This window comes from Actinocorallia lasiicapitis, from assembly GCF_054778695.1.
Map to the genome: position 1 here is coordinate 1 of NZ_BAAGZI010000146.1, position 13001 is coordinate 13001.

Genomic DNA, 13001 nt, shown 5'->3' on the forward strand with positions numbered 1-13001 from the left:
CCCGCGCGACCGCGGGGGGCGCGGCGTGAGCGTCCCGCTGTCGATCCTTGATCTCGCGCCCGTCCGGTCGGGGAGCGGCCCGGCGGAGGCGCTGCGGGAGTCGATCGCGCTGGCACGGCGCGCCGACGAGCTCGGCTATCTGCGGTACTGGCTGGCCGAACACCATTTCGCGCCCGGGGTGGCGAGCTCGGCGCCGCAGGTGCTGATCGCGTTGATCGCGGCGGCGACGTCACGGATCAGGGTGGGCAGCGGCGCCGTGCAGACCGGGCACTGGACTCCGCTCGCGGTCGCCGAGCAGTTCGGCACCATCGACGCCCTGTACCCGGGCCGGATCGACCTCGGTCTGGGCCGGTCGGGGCAGCGTCGCAAGGAACTCCTCGCGGGGCCGGCTCCCGTCCGGGCGGGGGAGCGGACCGTGGACGGGCTGCTGCTGCCCAAGCCGTTCGACTTCACGATCCTGGCGGGCTCACCGGTCGTCCGGCTGCTCGCGGCGCTGCTCCAGCAGCCGGGCGCCGAGTCGCCGGAGTTCACGGGCCAGGTCGACGACCTCCTCGCGCTGCTGGACGGCTCGTTCACCCTCCCCGACGGAACCGCCGCACGGGTCGTGCCGGGTGCGGGCGCGGACCTCGCGGTGTGGATCCTCGGGAGCAGCGGCGGGGAGAGCGCACGGGTCGCGGGGGCGCGGGGCCTGCCGTTCGCGGCCAACTACCATGTCGCGCCGGCGCACGTGCTGGAGGCGGTGGACGCCTACCGGGCGGCGTTCCAGCCGTCGAAGGCACTGGCGGCGCCCTATGTGGTGGTCTCCGCGGACGTGCTGGTCGCGCCGAGCGACGCCGAAGCGCGGGAGCTGGCCGCGCCGCACGCGCTGTGGGTGCGGAGCATCCGGCGGGAGCTGCGCGCGATCCCCTACCCGTCGCCGGCCGAGGCGGCGGGGCACCGCTGGAGCGAGGAGGACCTACGGCTGGTCGACGACCGGATCCGCACCCGGTTCGTGGGCTCGCCCGCGACGGTGGTGGAGCGGCTGGAGACCCTGCGCCGGGTGACGGGCGCGGACGAACTGCTGGTCACGACCGTCGCGCACGAGCACGCTCATCGGGTGCGTTCGTATGAGCTGCTCGCCGAAGCCTGGTCCGACCTTACTTCGTAAAGGCCGTGGGCGGGTCGTCCGGCGTGGTTTGCTTGGTTTTCGAGGCCGTTCAGCGTCGAACGGCCTGGAAGCGGACGAGGTGAGATCGTGACGGGAACCGTCAGCCCCCTGCTGGACTCCTTGGTCGACGACGCGGGCCTGTTCCCGCCGGAGCGGCTGCCCATGGGCCAGGCCCTGGCCCGTCACCGCTCGGACCGCGCGGCCGGCCATCCGCTGCTCACCCACCGGTTCCTCTGCCCGGCGAGCCGCTGGCCCGAACTCCTGGCCGCCCTGCTCCCCGACGACCACCTCACCGTGGGCCTCCTGCTCGACGGCCCGCTTCCTCCGGACGATCCCCGCGTCACCGTCGACCTGGCCGAACACGCCCTCCCCGCAGGCGACCAGCAGGCCCGCCTCGCCGAGGCCCTCCCGCACCTCAAAGCCCTCCCTTTCCCGGTCTTCGTGGAGCCGCGCCGCGGCGAACCCGCCTGGCTGGACACCCTCCCGACCCTGGCCGCGCACGGCCTCGGCGCGAAACTCCGCTGCGGCGGCGTCGACCCCGCCCTGTTCCCGGCCCCCGCCGAAGTCGCGTCCTTCCTCACGGCCTGCGCCGACCTGGCTCTCCCGTTCAAGGCGACCGCCGGCCTCCACCCCGCCCTCCCTTACACCGACCCCGCCACCGGCTTCCACCACTACGGCCACCTCAACCTCCTCCTGGCCACCGCGACGGCCCTGACCACCCGCGACGGCGACCTCCTGACCGCCCTCACCCGCCCCGACCCCCACCTCCCCCTCGCCGCCCTCCCGCCGGCCACGATCACCTCCACCCGCCGCCTTTTCACCGGCTTCGGCTCCTGCAGCACCACCGACCCCCTCACCGACGCCATCACCCTGAACCTCGCCACCCCCTAGCCTGCCGAGGCTCGGGCGGCGCGGGTCATGATCGGAGCTGGTCGAGGAAGGCTCCGAGCTTGCGCAGGGTGTGGTCGATCCGGTCTTCGAGGGTCACGGGGTCCTTGAAGGTGTCGTCGAAGGACGGCTTCCGGCGCGCCCTGATGTGCAGGGAGCAGGCGAGGTCGGTGCAGAAATAGCCGCCGAGGGAGTCGCCGTCGGTGCCGGGACGGCGGGCCGCCATCAGGGCGACACCGTCGCCGGTGTGGGTCGTCTGGCACAGCGAGCACATGCCGCTGCGCATCCCGCGATGGGTGGCGGTCAGACGCAGCGCGACTCCGACGAGGCGTCCGCCGTGTTCGGCGACGAGGTAGGCGCGTTCGGGGGCGCCCAGGTCGCGCCAGCCGAAGAAGTCGAGGTCGTCCCAGGGGCGGTCGGCGAGGTCGCGGGGGACGGGCAGCCGGCGCGCCTCACCTTTGGTGCAGTTGATGAACGACGCCCGGATCTCACTCTCGGTCAAGGCTCTCATGGTTCCCGGAACCTACCTGACCTCGAAATCCAGGCAACTGATTTTCGCGGCGTCGCGATAGGCCACAGAGAACCTTACTGCGTAAAGGCCCTGGGTGTTGGCTGTCGCCTCCCTCCTCTGACAAGAACAGAGGACTAAAGACTCATTGATCGGACGGCGGGTTGTGGGGGAGGAGGGGGTGGCGGCGCATGGCGGCTTCCAGTTCGCCGGGGAGTTCGTCCCGGTAGCGGGTGAGGGTGGTGAGGTCGGCGTGGCCCAGGACACGGCGGACGGCGTCCATGTCGGTGGCGGCGGCCAGGAGGTGGGTGGCGGTGGTGTGGCGGAGGCCGTGCGGGGTGACGGCGCGGCGGTCGGCGGGTGAGACGTGGGCGAGGACCCGGTCGATGACGGCCTGGACGTCGCCGCGGTTGAGGCGGTTGCCGCGCCAGGACAGGAAGAGGGCGCGGGGTTCGCGGCCCCGGTCGAGGAGGGGGCGGCCTTCGGCGAGGTAGGAGTCGAGGAGCCGGGTGACGGGTGGGGGGACGGGCAGGTCGCGGGTGTGGCCGCCTTTGCCGAAGATGCGCCAGTAGCGGGTGCCGTCGCCGGTGAAGAAGTGTTCGAGGTCGGCGCCGACGAGTTCGGAGACGCGGGGGCCGAGGGTGGCCAGGAGCAGGATGATGAGGGCGTCGCGGGGGCCGGTGCGTTGGTCGTCGCGGCCTGGTTTCGGGGTGGTGGCGAGGTCGGTGGCGGCGGTGAGGAGGCCGCCGGCTTGTTCTCGGGTGAGGGCGCGGCGTTCGGCGCGGAGGCCGCCTCGTTCGCGGGCGCGGACGGTGCTGGTGGGCATGGGGTCGAGTTGGACCCAGCCGGTGAGGGCGGCGTGGCGGAAGAAGGCGGAGATGGAGCGTCGGAAGCGGGTTTGGCTGGCGGCGCTTTGGAGGGTTCCGGGTGTGGTGGTGGTGCGGCGGCCGTCGGGTTTGCGGGCGAAGGCGAGGAGGGTTTCGTCGATGTCGGTGCCGGTGAGGTCGTCGAGGATGCGGTCGGGGCCGGTGAGGTGGGTGAAGGTGGTGAGGTCGCGGAGGTAGAGCTGGGCGCTGGCGGGTGAGAGTTGGCCGGTGGCGGTTTTGGCTTGGATGAGGTCGGTGTAGCGGTCGGCGGCCTCCTGCACGGTGAGTGGGAGGAGTTTGGCGGGTCGCATGGTCGTGACGTTAGCGGTGGGGGGTGACATTCGGTGACGGGTGGGAAGGAGTGGGGGTATGGCTGATGATGAGCTGTTGTTGGAGCGGATCAAGTCGTTGATCGAGGAGGAGCACGAGCTGCGTTCGGTGGGGGGTCCTGCGAATGCGGAGCGGGTTCGTCGGATCGAGGCGGATCTGGATGTGTGTTGGGATTTGTTGCGGCAGCGTCGTGCGCGTCGTGAGTTCGGGGAGAATCCGGGTGAGGCGGCGCCTCGTCCGGTTTCTGAGGTCGAGGGTTACAAGCAGTAGGTGGGGGCGGTCCCGGGTGGGGCCGCCTTTTTTCATGGCAGGTATGGACTGAGTGTCTAGTCGTGGTGTAGACACTGGGGTATGAGTGTTCCGTTGGCGTTGCTCGGGCTGCTGGAGCGGGAGCCGAGCCATGGTTATGACCTGAAGCGCGACTATGACGCCTTGTTCGGGCGGGGGAGGGGGTTGTCGGCGTCGCAGGTGTATTCGACGTTGAGCCGGCTGGCGAGGGACGGGAAGGTGGTCGTCGGTGAGCCGGAGCCGGGTGCGGGCCCTGATCGCAAGCGGTATGTGATCACGGAGGCGGGGGCGTCGGAGCTGGGTGCTTGGCTGGCTGAGCCGGCGGAGCCGGAGCCGCATCTGCAGACGGTGTTGTTCACGAAGGTGGTGCTGGCGTTGCTGCTGGAGCGTGACGCGGCGGGTTATCTGGATGCTCAGCGGGCGGCGCATCTGGCGCGGATGCGGGTGTTGACGGAGGTGAAGCGTTCGGGGTCGTTGGTGGACAGGCTGTTGGCCGATCATGGGTTGTTCCACCTTGAGGCGGATCTGCGGTGGATCGATGTGACGGTGGCGCGGCTGGGTGCGCTGGCTGCCGAGGTGCGGGGATGACGGCGCTGGTGGAGGCGCGTGAGGTGGTGTTGTCGTTCGGGGCGACGCCGGCTTTGCGTGGGGCGAGTCTGGCGGTGGACGCGGGTGAGATCGTCGCGATCATGGGGCCGAGTGGTTCGGGGAAGTCGACTTTGTTGCATTGTCTGGCGGGGATTCTGGCGCCGGATGCGGGTGAGGTGTGGTTCGGGGGGCGGTCGTTGGGGGTGTTGCGGGAGCGTGAGCGCAGTGCGTTGCGGCGTGAGCGGTTCGGGTTCGTGTTCCAGTTCGGTCAGCTTGTTCCGGAGTTGACGGCGGAGGAGAACGTGGCGATGCCGTTGCTGTTGGGTGGGATGCGTCGGGGGGCGGCGATGGCGGAGGCGCGTGCGTGGTTTGCGCGCTTGGGGTTGGCGGGGTTGGAGCGGCGCAGGTCGGGTGAGGTGTCGGGGGGTCAGGCGCAGCGGGTGGCGTTGGCGCGGGCGTTGGTGGGGCGGCCTGATGTGTTGTTCGCGGATGAGCCGACGGGTGCGTTGGATTCGTTGACGGGTGAGCACGTGATGGATCTGTTGGTGGAGTCGGCTCGTGCGGAGGGCACGACGGTGGTGTTGGTGACGCATGAGGCGCGGGTGGCGGCTTGTGCGGATCGTGAGGTCGTGGTGCGGGACGGGAAGGTTCTGAACTTGTCGGGGGTGGTGTCGTGATCGGGTTGGGGTTGCGGTTGACGGTGGCGGGTGGGCGTGAGGCGGTGGTCCGGTTGGTGTTGATCGGGGCTGCTGTGGCGGTGGGGGTGGGGTTGTTGTTGGGGTGTTTGGCGGGGGTGAACGCGGCGGGTGTGCAGAATGCGCGGAATGCCTGGTTGAACACTCAGGGTGCTGCTGATGGGGGTGGTTCGTTGTGGTGGTTGTTGCGGGCTGATGCGTTCGGTGGGCGGACGATCGGTCGGGTCGATGTGGCGGTGGCGGGGCCTGGTGCTCCGGTTCCGCCTGGTCTGTCGCGGTTGCCGGGGCCTGGGGAGTTCTTTGTGTCGCCGGCGTTGGCGGGGTTGCTGGGGTCGGTGCCGGCGGGTGAGCTGGGTGATCGGTTCGGTGGGCGGCAGGTGGGGTTGATCGGTGCGGAGGCGTTGCCGGGTCCTGATTCGCTGCTGGTGGTGGTGGGGAATCGGGCGGAGTGGTTGTCGGGGGTGGCGGGGGCTCGGCGCGTCGGGGAGATTTCGTCGTTGGCGCCGGATCGCTGTTCGGGTTCGGGTTGTGCGGTGCTGGTGGGGATCAATGCTCAGGGGATGGCGTTGATTCTGCTGGTGACGGGGCTGGCGTTGATCTTTCCGGTGTTGGTGTTGATCGGGGCGGCGACGCGGTTGTCGGCGGCGCGGCGGGAGCAGCGGTTCGCGGCGTTGCGGTTGGTGGGGGCGAGTTCGCGGCAGGTCGCGGTGTTGGCGGCGGTGGAGTCGACGGTGGCCGCGGGTGTGGGGACCGTGGTGGGTTTCGGGTTGTTCGTTGTGGTGCGTCCGGTGTTGGCGGGGTTGGATCTGTCGGGGACGCGGTTCTTCACGTCTGATCTGTCGCTCGGGCTGGTGGATGTGCTGGTCGTGGCGGTGGGGGTGCCGGTGGGTGCGGCGGTCGCGGCGTTGGTGGCGTTGCGGCGGGTGCGGATTTCGCCGTTGGGTGTGGCGCGGCGGGTGAGGCCGGGGCGGCCGCGGGCTTGGCGGTTGGTGCCGCTGGTGGTGGGGTTGGGGGAGTTGGCGTTCTTTGTCGGGCGGGTGCCGGAGGGGACGGGCGGGCAGTTGCTGGCGTTCGGTTCGGGTGCTTTGACCGTGCTGGCGGGTTTGGTGGTGGCGGGTCCGTGGTTGACGATGGCGGCGGCGCGGCTGGTGGCGCGGCGGACGGGTCGTCCGGCGGTGCTGATCGCGGGCCGGCGGATCGCGGATGATCCGAAGGCGGCGTTCCGTGCGGTCAGTGGTCTGGTGCTGACGTTGTGCATCACGAGTGGTTCGGTGGGGGTCATCTCGGCGATGACGTTGGATCGGGGGGTTCCTGCGCCGAGTGCGGCGGCCGGTGACGCGGTGGTGGCGCGGATCGCGGTGGAGTCCGGTCCGGACGCGGTGGTGGCCGGGCGGGTCGTTCCGGCGGGGTTGGCGGGGGAGTTGGCGGCGGTGCCGGGTGTCGCGGGGGTGGCGGTGATCCGGGTCGATCCGCGGGGTGCGCCGGATCCGGCGTGGGGCGAGGAGGGTCTGTACGGTCCGGCGCGGCCGGGTGGGTTGGTGTCGTGTGCGGAGTTGGCGGCGATGCCGGTGTTCCATCGGTGTCCTGCCGGGGCGGCGGTGGTGTCGGTGACGCCTGATTTCACGACGCTCGGCCGTCAGGGGATGTCGGCGTGGCCTGAGGTGTGGCCTGCGGCCGCGGTGTCCGTCGCGGAGGCGGGGAGGTTGCCCGCCCGGCAGATCGTGGTCGCGACGGATGGTTCCCGGTCGGCGGTCGAGCGGGTGAGGACGTTGCTGGCCGGGGCGTTTCCCGGTGCGTTGTCGCCGGTGACGATCGCTGAGGATCGGGCCTGGTCGATGCGGGAGCTGGCGGGGTATCAGCGGTTGGTGTCGACGATGCTGCTGCTCGGTTTTCCGATCGCGGGGTGTGGTCTGGCGGTCGGTGCGGCGGCGGGGGTGGCGGATCGGCGGCGTCCGTTCGCGTTGCTCCGTCTGACGGGGACTCCGCTGGGGGTGTTGCGGCGGGTGGTGGTGTTGGAGACGGTGGTGCCGTTGCTGGTGGTCGCGGTCGTGGCGGTGGGGACGGGGTTGTTGGCGGCGCATCTGTTCCTGGAGGCGCAGTTCGATCGGGCTTTGCCGGCGCCGTCGGTGGCGTTCTGGCTGCTGTTGGTCGCTGGTCTGGCCAGTTCGCTGGTCGTGTTGGCGCCGACGCTTCCGTTGCTCGACCGGCTGACGCGCCTGCGGACGACCCGCACCGACTGACGTCCGCTTGGCGGGTCGTCGTAGCGTGTCAGTTCACCGGCCGAGGGCCGCCACAAGCCCGGGGAGCTCGTCCAGCCCCGTGATCCGGTGCACCCCGGCCGGAACCGGGCTGGGCGCGCTCAGTCGGTCGAGCCAGATTCCTTGGAGACCGGCGTCCCGTGCGCCGATCGCGTCCAGCCGGAGGTCGTCCCCCACGTAGGCCACTTCCGCCGGTGCCAGGCTCAGCGCCGAGCAGGCCGCCGTAAACACAGAGGGGTCGGGTTTGGCGCGGCCGAGTTGCTCGCAGCAGAGCAAGCCTTCGGCCGCGAAATGCTCTGCCACCCCTGCCCGATCGGCTCCCGAGTAGTCGAAGAGTGTTCCGTCCACGTCCCACACCACGGCCTTGATCACGCCCACCATCTACCCGCCTACAAGATCGTCAATGGGTCTGGAGGTGGCGGGTTCGGCGGGCCGGGGGTCAGGAGGGGGTGGGGAGGGTGGCGCGGGTGCGGTGCAGGCGGGTGCGGAGGTGGGTGGCGGCTCGGGAGTCGAGGGTGGACAGGAGGGATTCGGCCTGGTCGAGGGCGGAGGCGGCTGAGGAGGGGTCGGGGCGGGCGGCGTGGACTTCGGCGTGGAGGAGTTTGGTGCGGATCTGCCAGATGGTGCTGCGGAGGGCGTCGAAGGAGGCGGCGGCCTCGATCAGGTGGGTGTCGGCGGCGGGCAGGTCGTCGCGGAGCAGGCAGATCTCGGCGAGGGCATGGCGGGCCAGGCCGACGATCAGCGGGTCGCGGACCTGGACGGCCAGAGCCAGGGCGCGGCCCAGGGCGGCCTCCGCGGAGTCGAGGGAACCCTCGCGCAGGCGCACACAGCCGAGCGTGTACTCGGCGTGGGCCTCGCCGGTGCGGTCCTGGAGTTCGCGGACCAGCAGCAGGACGCTGTCGGCGGCCTGCGCGGCCAGACCGACCTGGTCGGTGGCCAGATAGGCCTCGGAAAGGCGCAGCAGGACCTGTGCTTCGACGCGGCGGCACTGCTCGGCGCGGCAGATCACCAGCGCGTCGTTCAGGGCCTTGGCGGTGCGGACGTGTTCGCCCTCGCCGATCCAGTACTTGGCGAGGCTGCACAGGGTGTAGGCCTCGGCGATCCGGTCGCCGACCGCGCGGAAGGTCTCCAGTGCCCGCTGGTATTTGGGGTACATCGACTCGAAGTCCTCACGGAGCCGGTCGACGGTCGCGGAGTTGCACAGGGTCAGGGCGACGCCGTGCCGGTTGCCGGAGGCCTCGAACAGCGGAAGCGCCTCGGCGAACCAGCGGTCCGCCTCGTCCAGCCGCCGCTGGTAGAGGTGGTATTCGCCGACCGAGTACAGCAGGGCGGCCTGGCCGTCGATGTTGCCCGCGGCGCGGACGGCGTCCCGGGCGAGCTGGTTGGTCGACATCCAGTCGTCGAAGTAGCCCTTCGACTCGAACAGGGTGACCGAGCTGACCGCCAGATCCCAGCAGGCCTCCGCCCAGCCGAGTTCGGCGGTGTGCCGGACCGCAGCGATGAGGGAGCGGCGCTCGGCCTCCCACCAGTCGCCGGCCGCCTCGATGATCTCCGTGGGGGTGACGTCCCCCGGCCACCAGCGCGGAGCGTTCCCGTGGAAGATCATGTAGTCGCCGCCGTACTGGATGCGGTGCGCCTCGTCGCCCAGGGTGAGCCACCCGCCGATCACCCGTTCCAGAGCGGCCCGCCGTTCCTGCTCGCTGTCGGTCGCGGCCTGCTCGACGGCGTACACCCGTACCAGGGAGTGGAAGCGGAACCGGACGTCATGGCTGCCGTGGCCGACGACGTCGAGCAACCGCACGTCGATCAGGGTCTCCAGGACGTCCTCGCCTTCGGCCAGATCGCAGTCGAGGAGCGCGGCGGCCGTCCAGGCGGGGAAATCGGGGGCTTGGAGCAGGGAGGAGAGCCGGAACAGCCGTTTGGCGGCGGCCGACAGCCCGCAGTAGGCGAGCTCGATCGTGGAGCGCAGCTCCAGGGAGTTGTAGACGAACTCGTCGAGCCGGCTGGTCTCGTCGCTGAGCCGCCGCACCAGCCCGCTGATCCGCCAGTGCGGCCGGGACGCCAGCCGCGCGCCCGCGATCCGCAACGCCAGCGGCAGCCCCCCGCACAGGCCCACCAGCTCGGTGGCGGCGGCCCGCTCGTCGCGGATCCGTTCCGGGCCGATGATCCTGGTCAGCAGGTCCAGGGCGTTCTGCTCGGGGAACTGGTCGAGCTCGATCCAGTGGGCGCCGCCCAGCCCGCTCAGCCGGTTGCGGCTGGTGAGGATCACCGCGCAGCCGGGATTGCCGGGCAGCAGCGGCAGTACCTGCTGCTCGTCGTTGACGTCGTCCAGGACGATCAGCATCCGCCGGTCGGCGACGGCGCTGCGGTACAGCTTCAACCGGTCGTCGGGGTCCTCGGGCAGCGCCGACCCGGTGACGCCGAGCGCCAGCAGGAAACGGGTCAGCACCTCCGGGGTCTGCTCATCGCCCTGCGGCACCTTCAGCTCGGCGTACAGCTGCCCGTGGGGGAAGGCGTCGGCCAGTTCGTAACCGACCCGGACGGCCAGCGACGACTTGCCGATCCCGCCCCGCCCGGAGATCGCGACGACCCGCGCCGCGTACGGCGTCACCTCCGCGTCATCGGTGAGGGCTGCGACGATGTCGGCGATCTCCCGTTCCCGGCCGGTGAAATCGCCGACGCTCGCGGGAAGCTGCTGCGGGACGATCACCGGCTCGGGAGGCTGCGCCGCCAGGATCTCGAGCCGGGCCGGCTCCGGGACGGGCGGGGCCAGAGCGGGGTGGAGTGACGGGTCCTGGGTGAGGATCGCGTGCTCCAGCCGCTGCAGCTCCAGCGTCGGCTCGATCCCGATCTCCTCGACCAGCATCGCGCGGATGGAGCGGAACGCCGCGAGCGCGTCGGCCTGCCGGCCGGCCCGGTAGAGGGCCAGCATCAGCAGCCCGTGCAGCTCCTCGTGCAGCGGATGCTCGGCGATCAGCGCCCGGATGGTGCCGATGACCTCGTGGTGGCCGCCCAGGATCAGCTTGGCCCGCAGGTAGGCGAGCTGCGCGGAGAACCGGGCGTCCTCCAGCGGGCGGACGCCGCGGCGGGCGGCCTCACCGTCGATGTCGGCCAGGGCCGGGCCGCGCCACAACTGGAGCGCGGTGTGCAGGGTTTCGACCGCGTCGCTCAGCCGGTCGCCTTCGACCTGGGCGAGGCCCTCGGCCAGCAGTTCCTCGAACCTGGCCTTGTCGAGGTCGTCGATGCGCAGCAGGTAGCCGGGCGGGCGGGTCTCGATGGCGTCGGGATGGCCCGCGGCGGTGAACAGTTTGCGGAGGGTGGAGATGCAGATCTGGATCTGGCCGCGGGCCGTGGTGGGCGGCGAGTCGGCCCACACGGCGTCGATGAGCTGGTCGACCGAGGCGACCCGGTTGGCCTGCATCGCGAGCATCGACAGGACGATCCGTTGCCGTGCGCCGCCGAGGTCGATCGCGCGGCCGTCGACGGTAAGTTCCAGCGGACCCAGAATCCGCAGCATCACTGGTCTCACCAAGATCCTGTCCCCGAGCGGATCGTGTCACACGAGCTGAGCAGGCTTTGATATTGCGTCAGGTTAGCGTCAGAGTCAGGACGGTGATGAGTCCCTCACGCCCCGTCCGGAAAGCCTAACGCCCGCCGCGTCACGAGTTCTCGCAGGTGACGGAGCGGGCGCTGGAAGATCTTGGGATCGCGGCCGAAAGTTGGCCACATTCTGCCATGAGCAGAAGTGAACTTCTTACCGGGAGCGCGGGGCCGGTACGGGCCACGGCGTGCGGCCGTCCAGTGCACCGGCCTTCGACGTGCGGGGCTCCCAGGGCGGGCCGAGCGGAGCGGTCATGGTCTGTCTCCTTCGTAGCGGCTCGATAGGGATACTCCGTCGGGGCGGCTTCGACCCGCCTTGCGGGGACTATCCGGGATCAATGGGACATCAATAGAGCCGTGAAAGCGGTCCGGGAAATCCTGCAGGCGCATGTGATCGATGGGGTTTTCCCACCCATTCACACGGGGTCGAGTCAAGGGGGTTTGACGTGTCGGGACAGCCAGACCTTTACCTGATAGCGGGCCAGGACGATCTCGCCGGACCGATCGACGGAGCGGAGCTCAGAGCCGTCGAACTGGTCCCCGTGACGGTGCTGCGCTCGAGTGACTCGCCCCGGCTCGAGGGCGAGGACCACACCCACGTCGAGCTGCTGCGCGACAACCTTCTGCACTCTCCTCCGATCGTCGTGAACCGGCGGACCATGCGCGTCATCGACGGTATGCACAGGGTCAGCGCGGCGCGGCTCCAAGGCCAGGAGCTGATCGAGGCCGTCTTCGTCGACGTAGCCGATCATGACGCTTTCCTGCTCTCAGTCAAGGCGAATATCACGCACGGGTTGCCCCTGTCACTGTCCGACAGGGAGGCGGCCGCCCACCGTGTCCTCGCCTGGTATCCGGCCTGGTCAGACCGGGCGATCGCGGGCGCGTGCGGGCTCGCGCCCAAGACCGTCGGCGCGATCCGCGCCCGTTCGACCGGCGACGGTACGCAGTCGAACGTCCGGGTCGGCCTCGACGGCCGGGTCCGGCCGATCAGCACGATCGACGCCCGGCGCCGGGCCGGTGAGATCCTCACCACCCGGCCCGAGGCGTCGCTGCGTGAGGTCGCCCGAGAGAGCGGACTGTCGCTCGGCACCGTCCACGACGTCCGGGAACGGCTGCGGCAGGGCCGCGACCCCGTGCCCGACGGGCAGATGGCGCGCCAGCCCCGGCCGCGCGGCCGCCGCACCCGCGGCGCGATCGTCTGGAAGGCGGTGCGCGACCGGCTGCTGAAGGACCCGACCGTCAAATACGCCGAAGCCGGCAAGGAACTCCTGCGCTGGTTCGACACCCGCTCGGTCGACCCGGGCGAATGGCGGCGGCTGCTGGACAGCGTCCCCGGCCACTGGATGGAGGCGATGGCGCGGGTCGCCGCGGCCAACGCCGACGAATGGCAGGAGTTCGCCCGCGAACTCCAACGCCGCGGAGCCGAACTCACCGACCCACGCTGAAGAAAGGAAGACGTCCATGCCGAAAGCGGCATTCCTGTTCCCCGGCCAGGGGTCGCAGAAGCCGGGAATGGGACTCGATCTGGTCGAGCGCCATCCGGAACTGAAAAGCCGGTTCTTCGACCCGGCCGACGAGATCCTCGGATTCGGCCTGTCGCGCCTGTGCTTCGAGGGCGAGGCGGCCGAACTGACCAGGACCGAGAACGCCCAACCGGCGATCCTGCTGGTCAGCCTCGCGGTCCTGGACGTCCTGGACCGGCACGGGGTGCGCCCCGACGCCGTCGCGGGACACAGCCTCGGCGAGTACTCGGCGCTGGTCGCCGCCGCCGCGTTCGACTTCGCCGACGCGCTGCGCCTGGTCCGCCGGCGCGGCGAGCTGATGGCCCGGATC

Annotated in this window: 12 protein-coding genes; 8 read left to right on the forward strand and 4 right to left on the reverse strand. The window is 70.7% G+C overall.

Annotated features, from left to right (window positions below; translation table 11 throughout):
• Window positions 1-25: 25 nt before the first annotated feature.
• Window positions 26-1147: an LLM class flavin-dependent oxidoreductase gene (locus ACYVE7_RS17615; RefSeq protein ID WP_460365815.1), complete on the forward strand. Its 1122-nt coding sequence runs from the start codon at window positions 26-28 to the stop codon at window positions 1145-1147.
• An 87-nt stretch (window positions 1148-1234) separates the two neighbouring features.
• Window positions 1235-2038 (forward strand): hypothetical protein, encoded by an 804-nt coding sequence (locus ACYVE7_RS17620; protein ID WP_460365804.1) that lies wholly within the window; start codon window positions 1235-1237, stop codon window positions 2036-2038.
• A gap of 25 nt (window positions 2039-2063) precedes the next feature.
• Here the strand turns inward: ACYVE7_RS17620 and ACYVE7_RS17625 are convergent, their stop codons facing one another.
• Entirely contained in the window at window positions 2064-2546 is a 483-nt protein-coding gene (locus ACYVE7_RS17625) for an FBP domain-containing protein (protein WP_460365805.1), read from the reverse strand.
• 142 nt (window positions 2547-2688) lie between these two features.
• On the reverse strand, window positions 2689-3720 hold the full coding sequence (locus ACYVE7_RS17630) for a tyrosine-type recombinase/integrase (RefSeq protein ID WP_460365806.1): 1032 nt from the start codon (window positions 3718-3720) through the stop codon (window positions 2689-2691).
• 58 nt (window positions 3721-3778) lie between these two features.
• On the opposite strand from ACYVE7_RS17630, the gene ACYVE7_RS17635 reads away from it, so the two are divergent.
• The 4 genes from ACYVE7_RS17635 (at window position 3779) to ACYVE7_RS17650 (ending at window position 7550) form a co-directional block, all read left to right on the forward strand.
• Window positions 3779-4009 carry a DUF2630 family protein gene (locus ACYVE7_RS17635; RefSeq protein ID WP_460365807.1) on the forward strand — a complete coding sequence of 77 codons (231 nt, stop codon included), beginning with the start codon at window positions 3779-3781 and terminating at the stop codon, window positions 4007-4009.
• 81 nt (window positions 4010-4090) lie between these two features.
• Window positions 4091-4615 (forward strand): PadR family transcriptional regulator, encoded by a 525-nt coding sequence (locus ACYVE7_RS17640; RefSeq protein ID WP_460365808.1) that lies wholly within the window; start codon window positions 4091-4093, stop codon window positions 4613-4615.
• Window positions 4612-5292, forward strand: a complete 681-nt coding sequence (locus tag ACYVE7_RS17645; RefSeq protein ID WP_460365809.1) for an ABC transporter ATP-binding protein — start codon at window positions 4612-4614, stop codon at window positions 5290-5292. Before ACYVE7_RS17640 ends, ACYVE7_RS17645 begins: the two co-directional genes overlap by 4 nt.
• Entirely contained in the window at window positions 5289-7550 is a 2262-nt protein-coding gene (locus ACYVE7_RS17650) for an FtsX-like permease family protein (RefSeq protein WP_460365810.1), read from the forward strand. The genes ACYVE7_RS17645 and ACYVE7_RS17650 overlap by 4 nt, the downstream gene beginning before the upstream one ends.
• A gap of 33 nt (window positions 7551-7583) precedes the next feature.
• Here the strand turns inward: ACYVE7_RS17650 and ACYVE7_RS17655 are convergent, their stop codons facing one another.
• Complete coding sequence (locus ACYVE7_RS17655; protein WP_460365811.1) at window positions 7584-7949, reverse strand: HAD family hydrolase; 366 nt, start codon at window positions 7947-7949, stop codon at window positions 7584-7586.
• Between the two features lie 58 nt (window positions 7950-8007).
• Window positions 8008-11085: an AfsR/SARP family transcriptional regulator gene (locus ACYVE7_RS17660; protein WP_460365812.1), complete on the reverse strand. Its 3078-nt coding sequence runs from the start codon at window positions 11083-11085 to the stop codon at window positions 8008-8010.
• A gap of 529 nt (window positions 11086-11614) precedes the next feature.
• Between ACYVE7_RS17660 and ACYVE7_RS17665 the strand changes: the two genes are divergently transcribed.
• Both ACYVE7_RS17665 and ACYVE7_RS17670 read left to right on the forward strand, forming a co-directional pair.
• A complete protein-coding gene (locus ACYVE7_RS17665) occupies window positions 11615-12613 on the forward strand; it encodes a ParB/RepB/Spo0J family partition protein (RefSeq protein ID WP_460365813.1) in 999 nt (332 codons plus the stop codon).
• Between the two features lie 16 nt (window positions 12614-12629).
• A partial coding sequence (locus ACYVE7_RS17670; RefSeq protein WP_460365814.1) for an ACP S-malonyltransferase occupies window positions 12630-13001 on the forward strand: 372 nt, incomplete at its 3' end.

Bases quoted from the DNA above. Each gene is read 5' to 3' on its own strand.
- ACYVE7_RS17640 (WP_460365808.1), top strand. From the start codon at position 4,091: ATGAGTGTTCCGTTGGCGTTGCTCGGGCTGCTGGAGCGGGAGCCGAGC.
- ACYVE7_RS17660 (WP_460365812.1), bottom strand. From the start codon at position 11,085: ATGCTGCGGATTCTGGGTCCGCTGGAACTTACCGTCGACGGCCGCGCG.
- ACYVE7_RS17655 (WP_460365811.1), bottom strand. From the start codon at position 7,949: ATGGTGGGCGTGATCAAGGCCGTGGTGTGGGACGTGGACGGAACACTC.
- ACYVE7_RS17630 (WP_460365806.1), bottom strand. From the start codon at position 3,720: ATGCGACCCGCCAAACTCCTCCCACTCACCGTGCAGGAGGCCGCCGAC.
- ACYVE7_RS17645 (WP_460365809.1), top strand. From the start codon at position 4,612: ATGACGGCGCTGGTGGAGGCGCGTGAGGTGGTGTTGTCGTTCGGGGCG.
- ACYVE7_RS17625 (WP_460365805.1), bottom strand. From the start codon at position 2,546: ATGAGAGCCTTGACCGAGAGTGAGATCCGGGCGTCGTTCATCAACTGC.
- ACYVE7_RS17635 (WP_460365807.1), top strand. From the start codon at position 3,779: ATGGCTGATGATGAGCTGTTGTTGGAGCGGATCAAGTCGTTGATCGAG.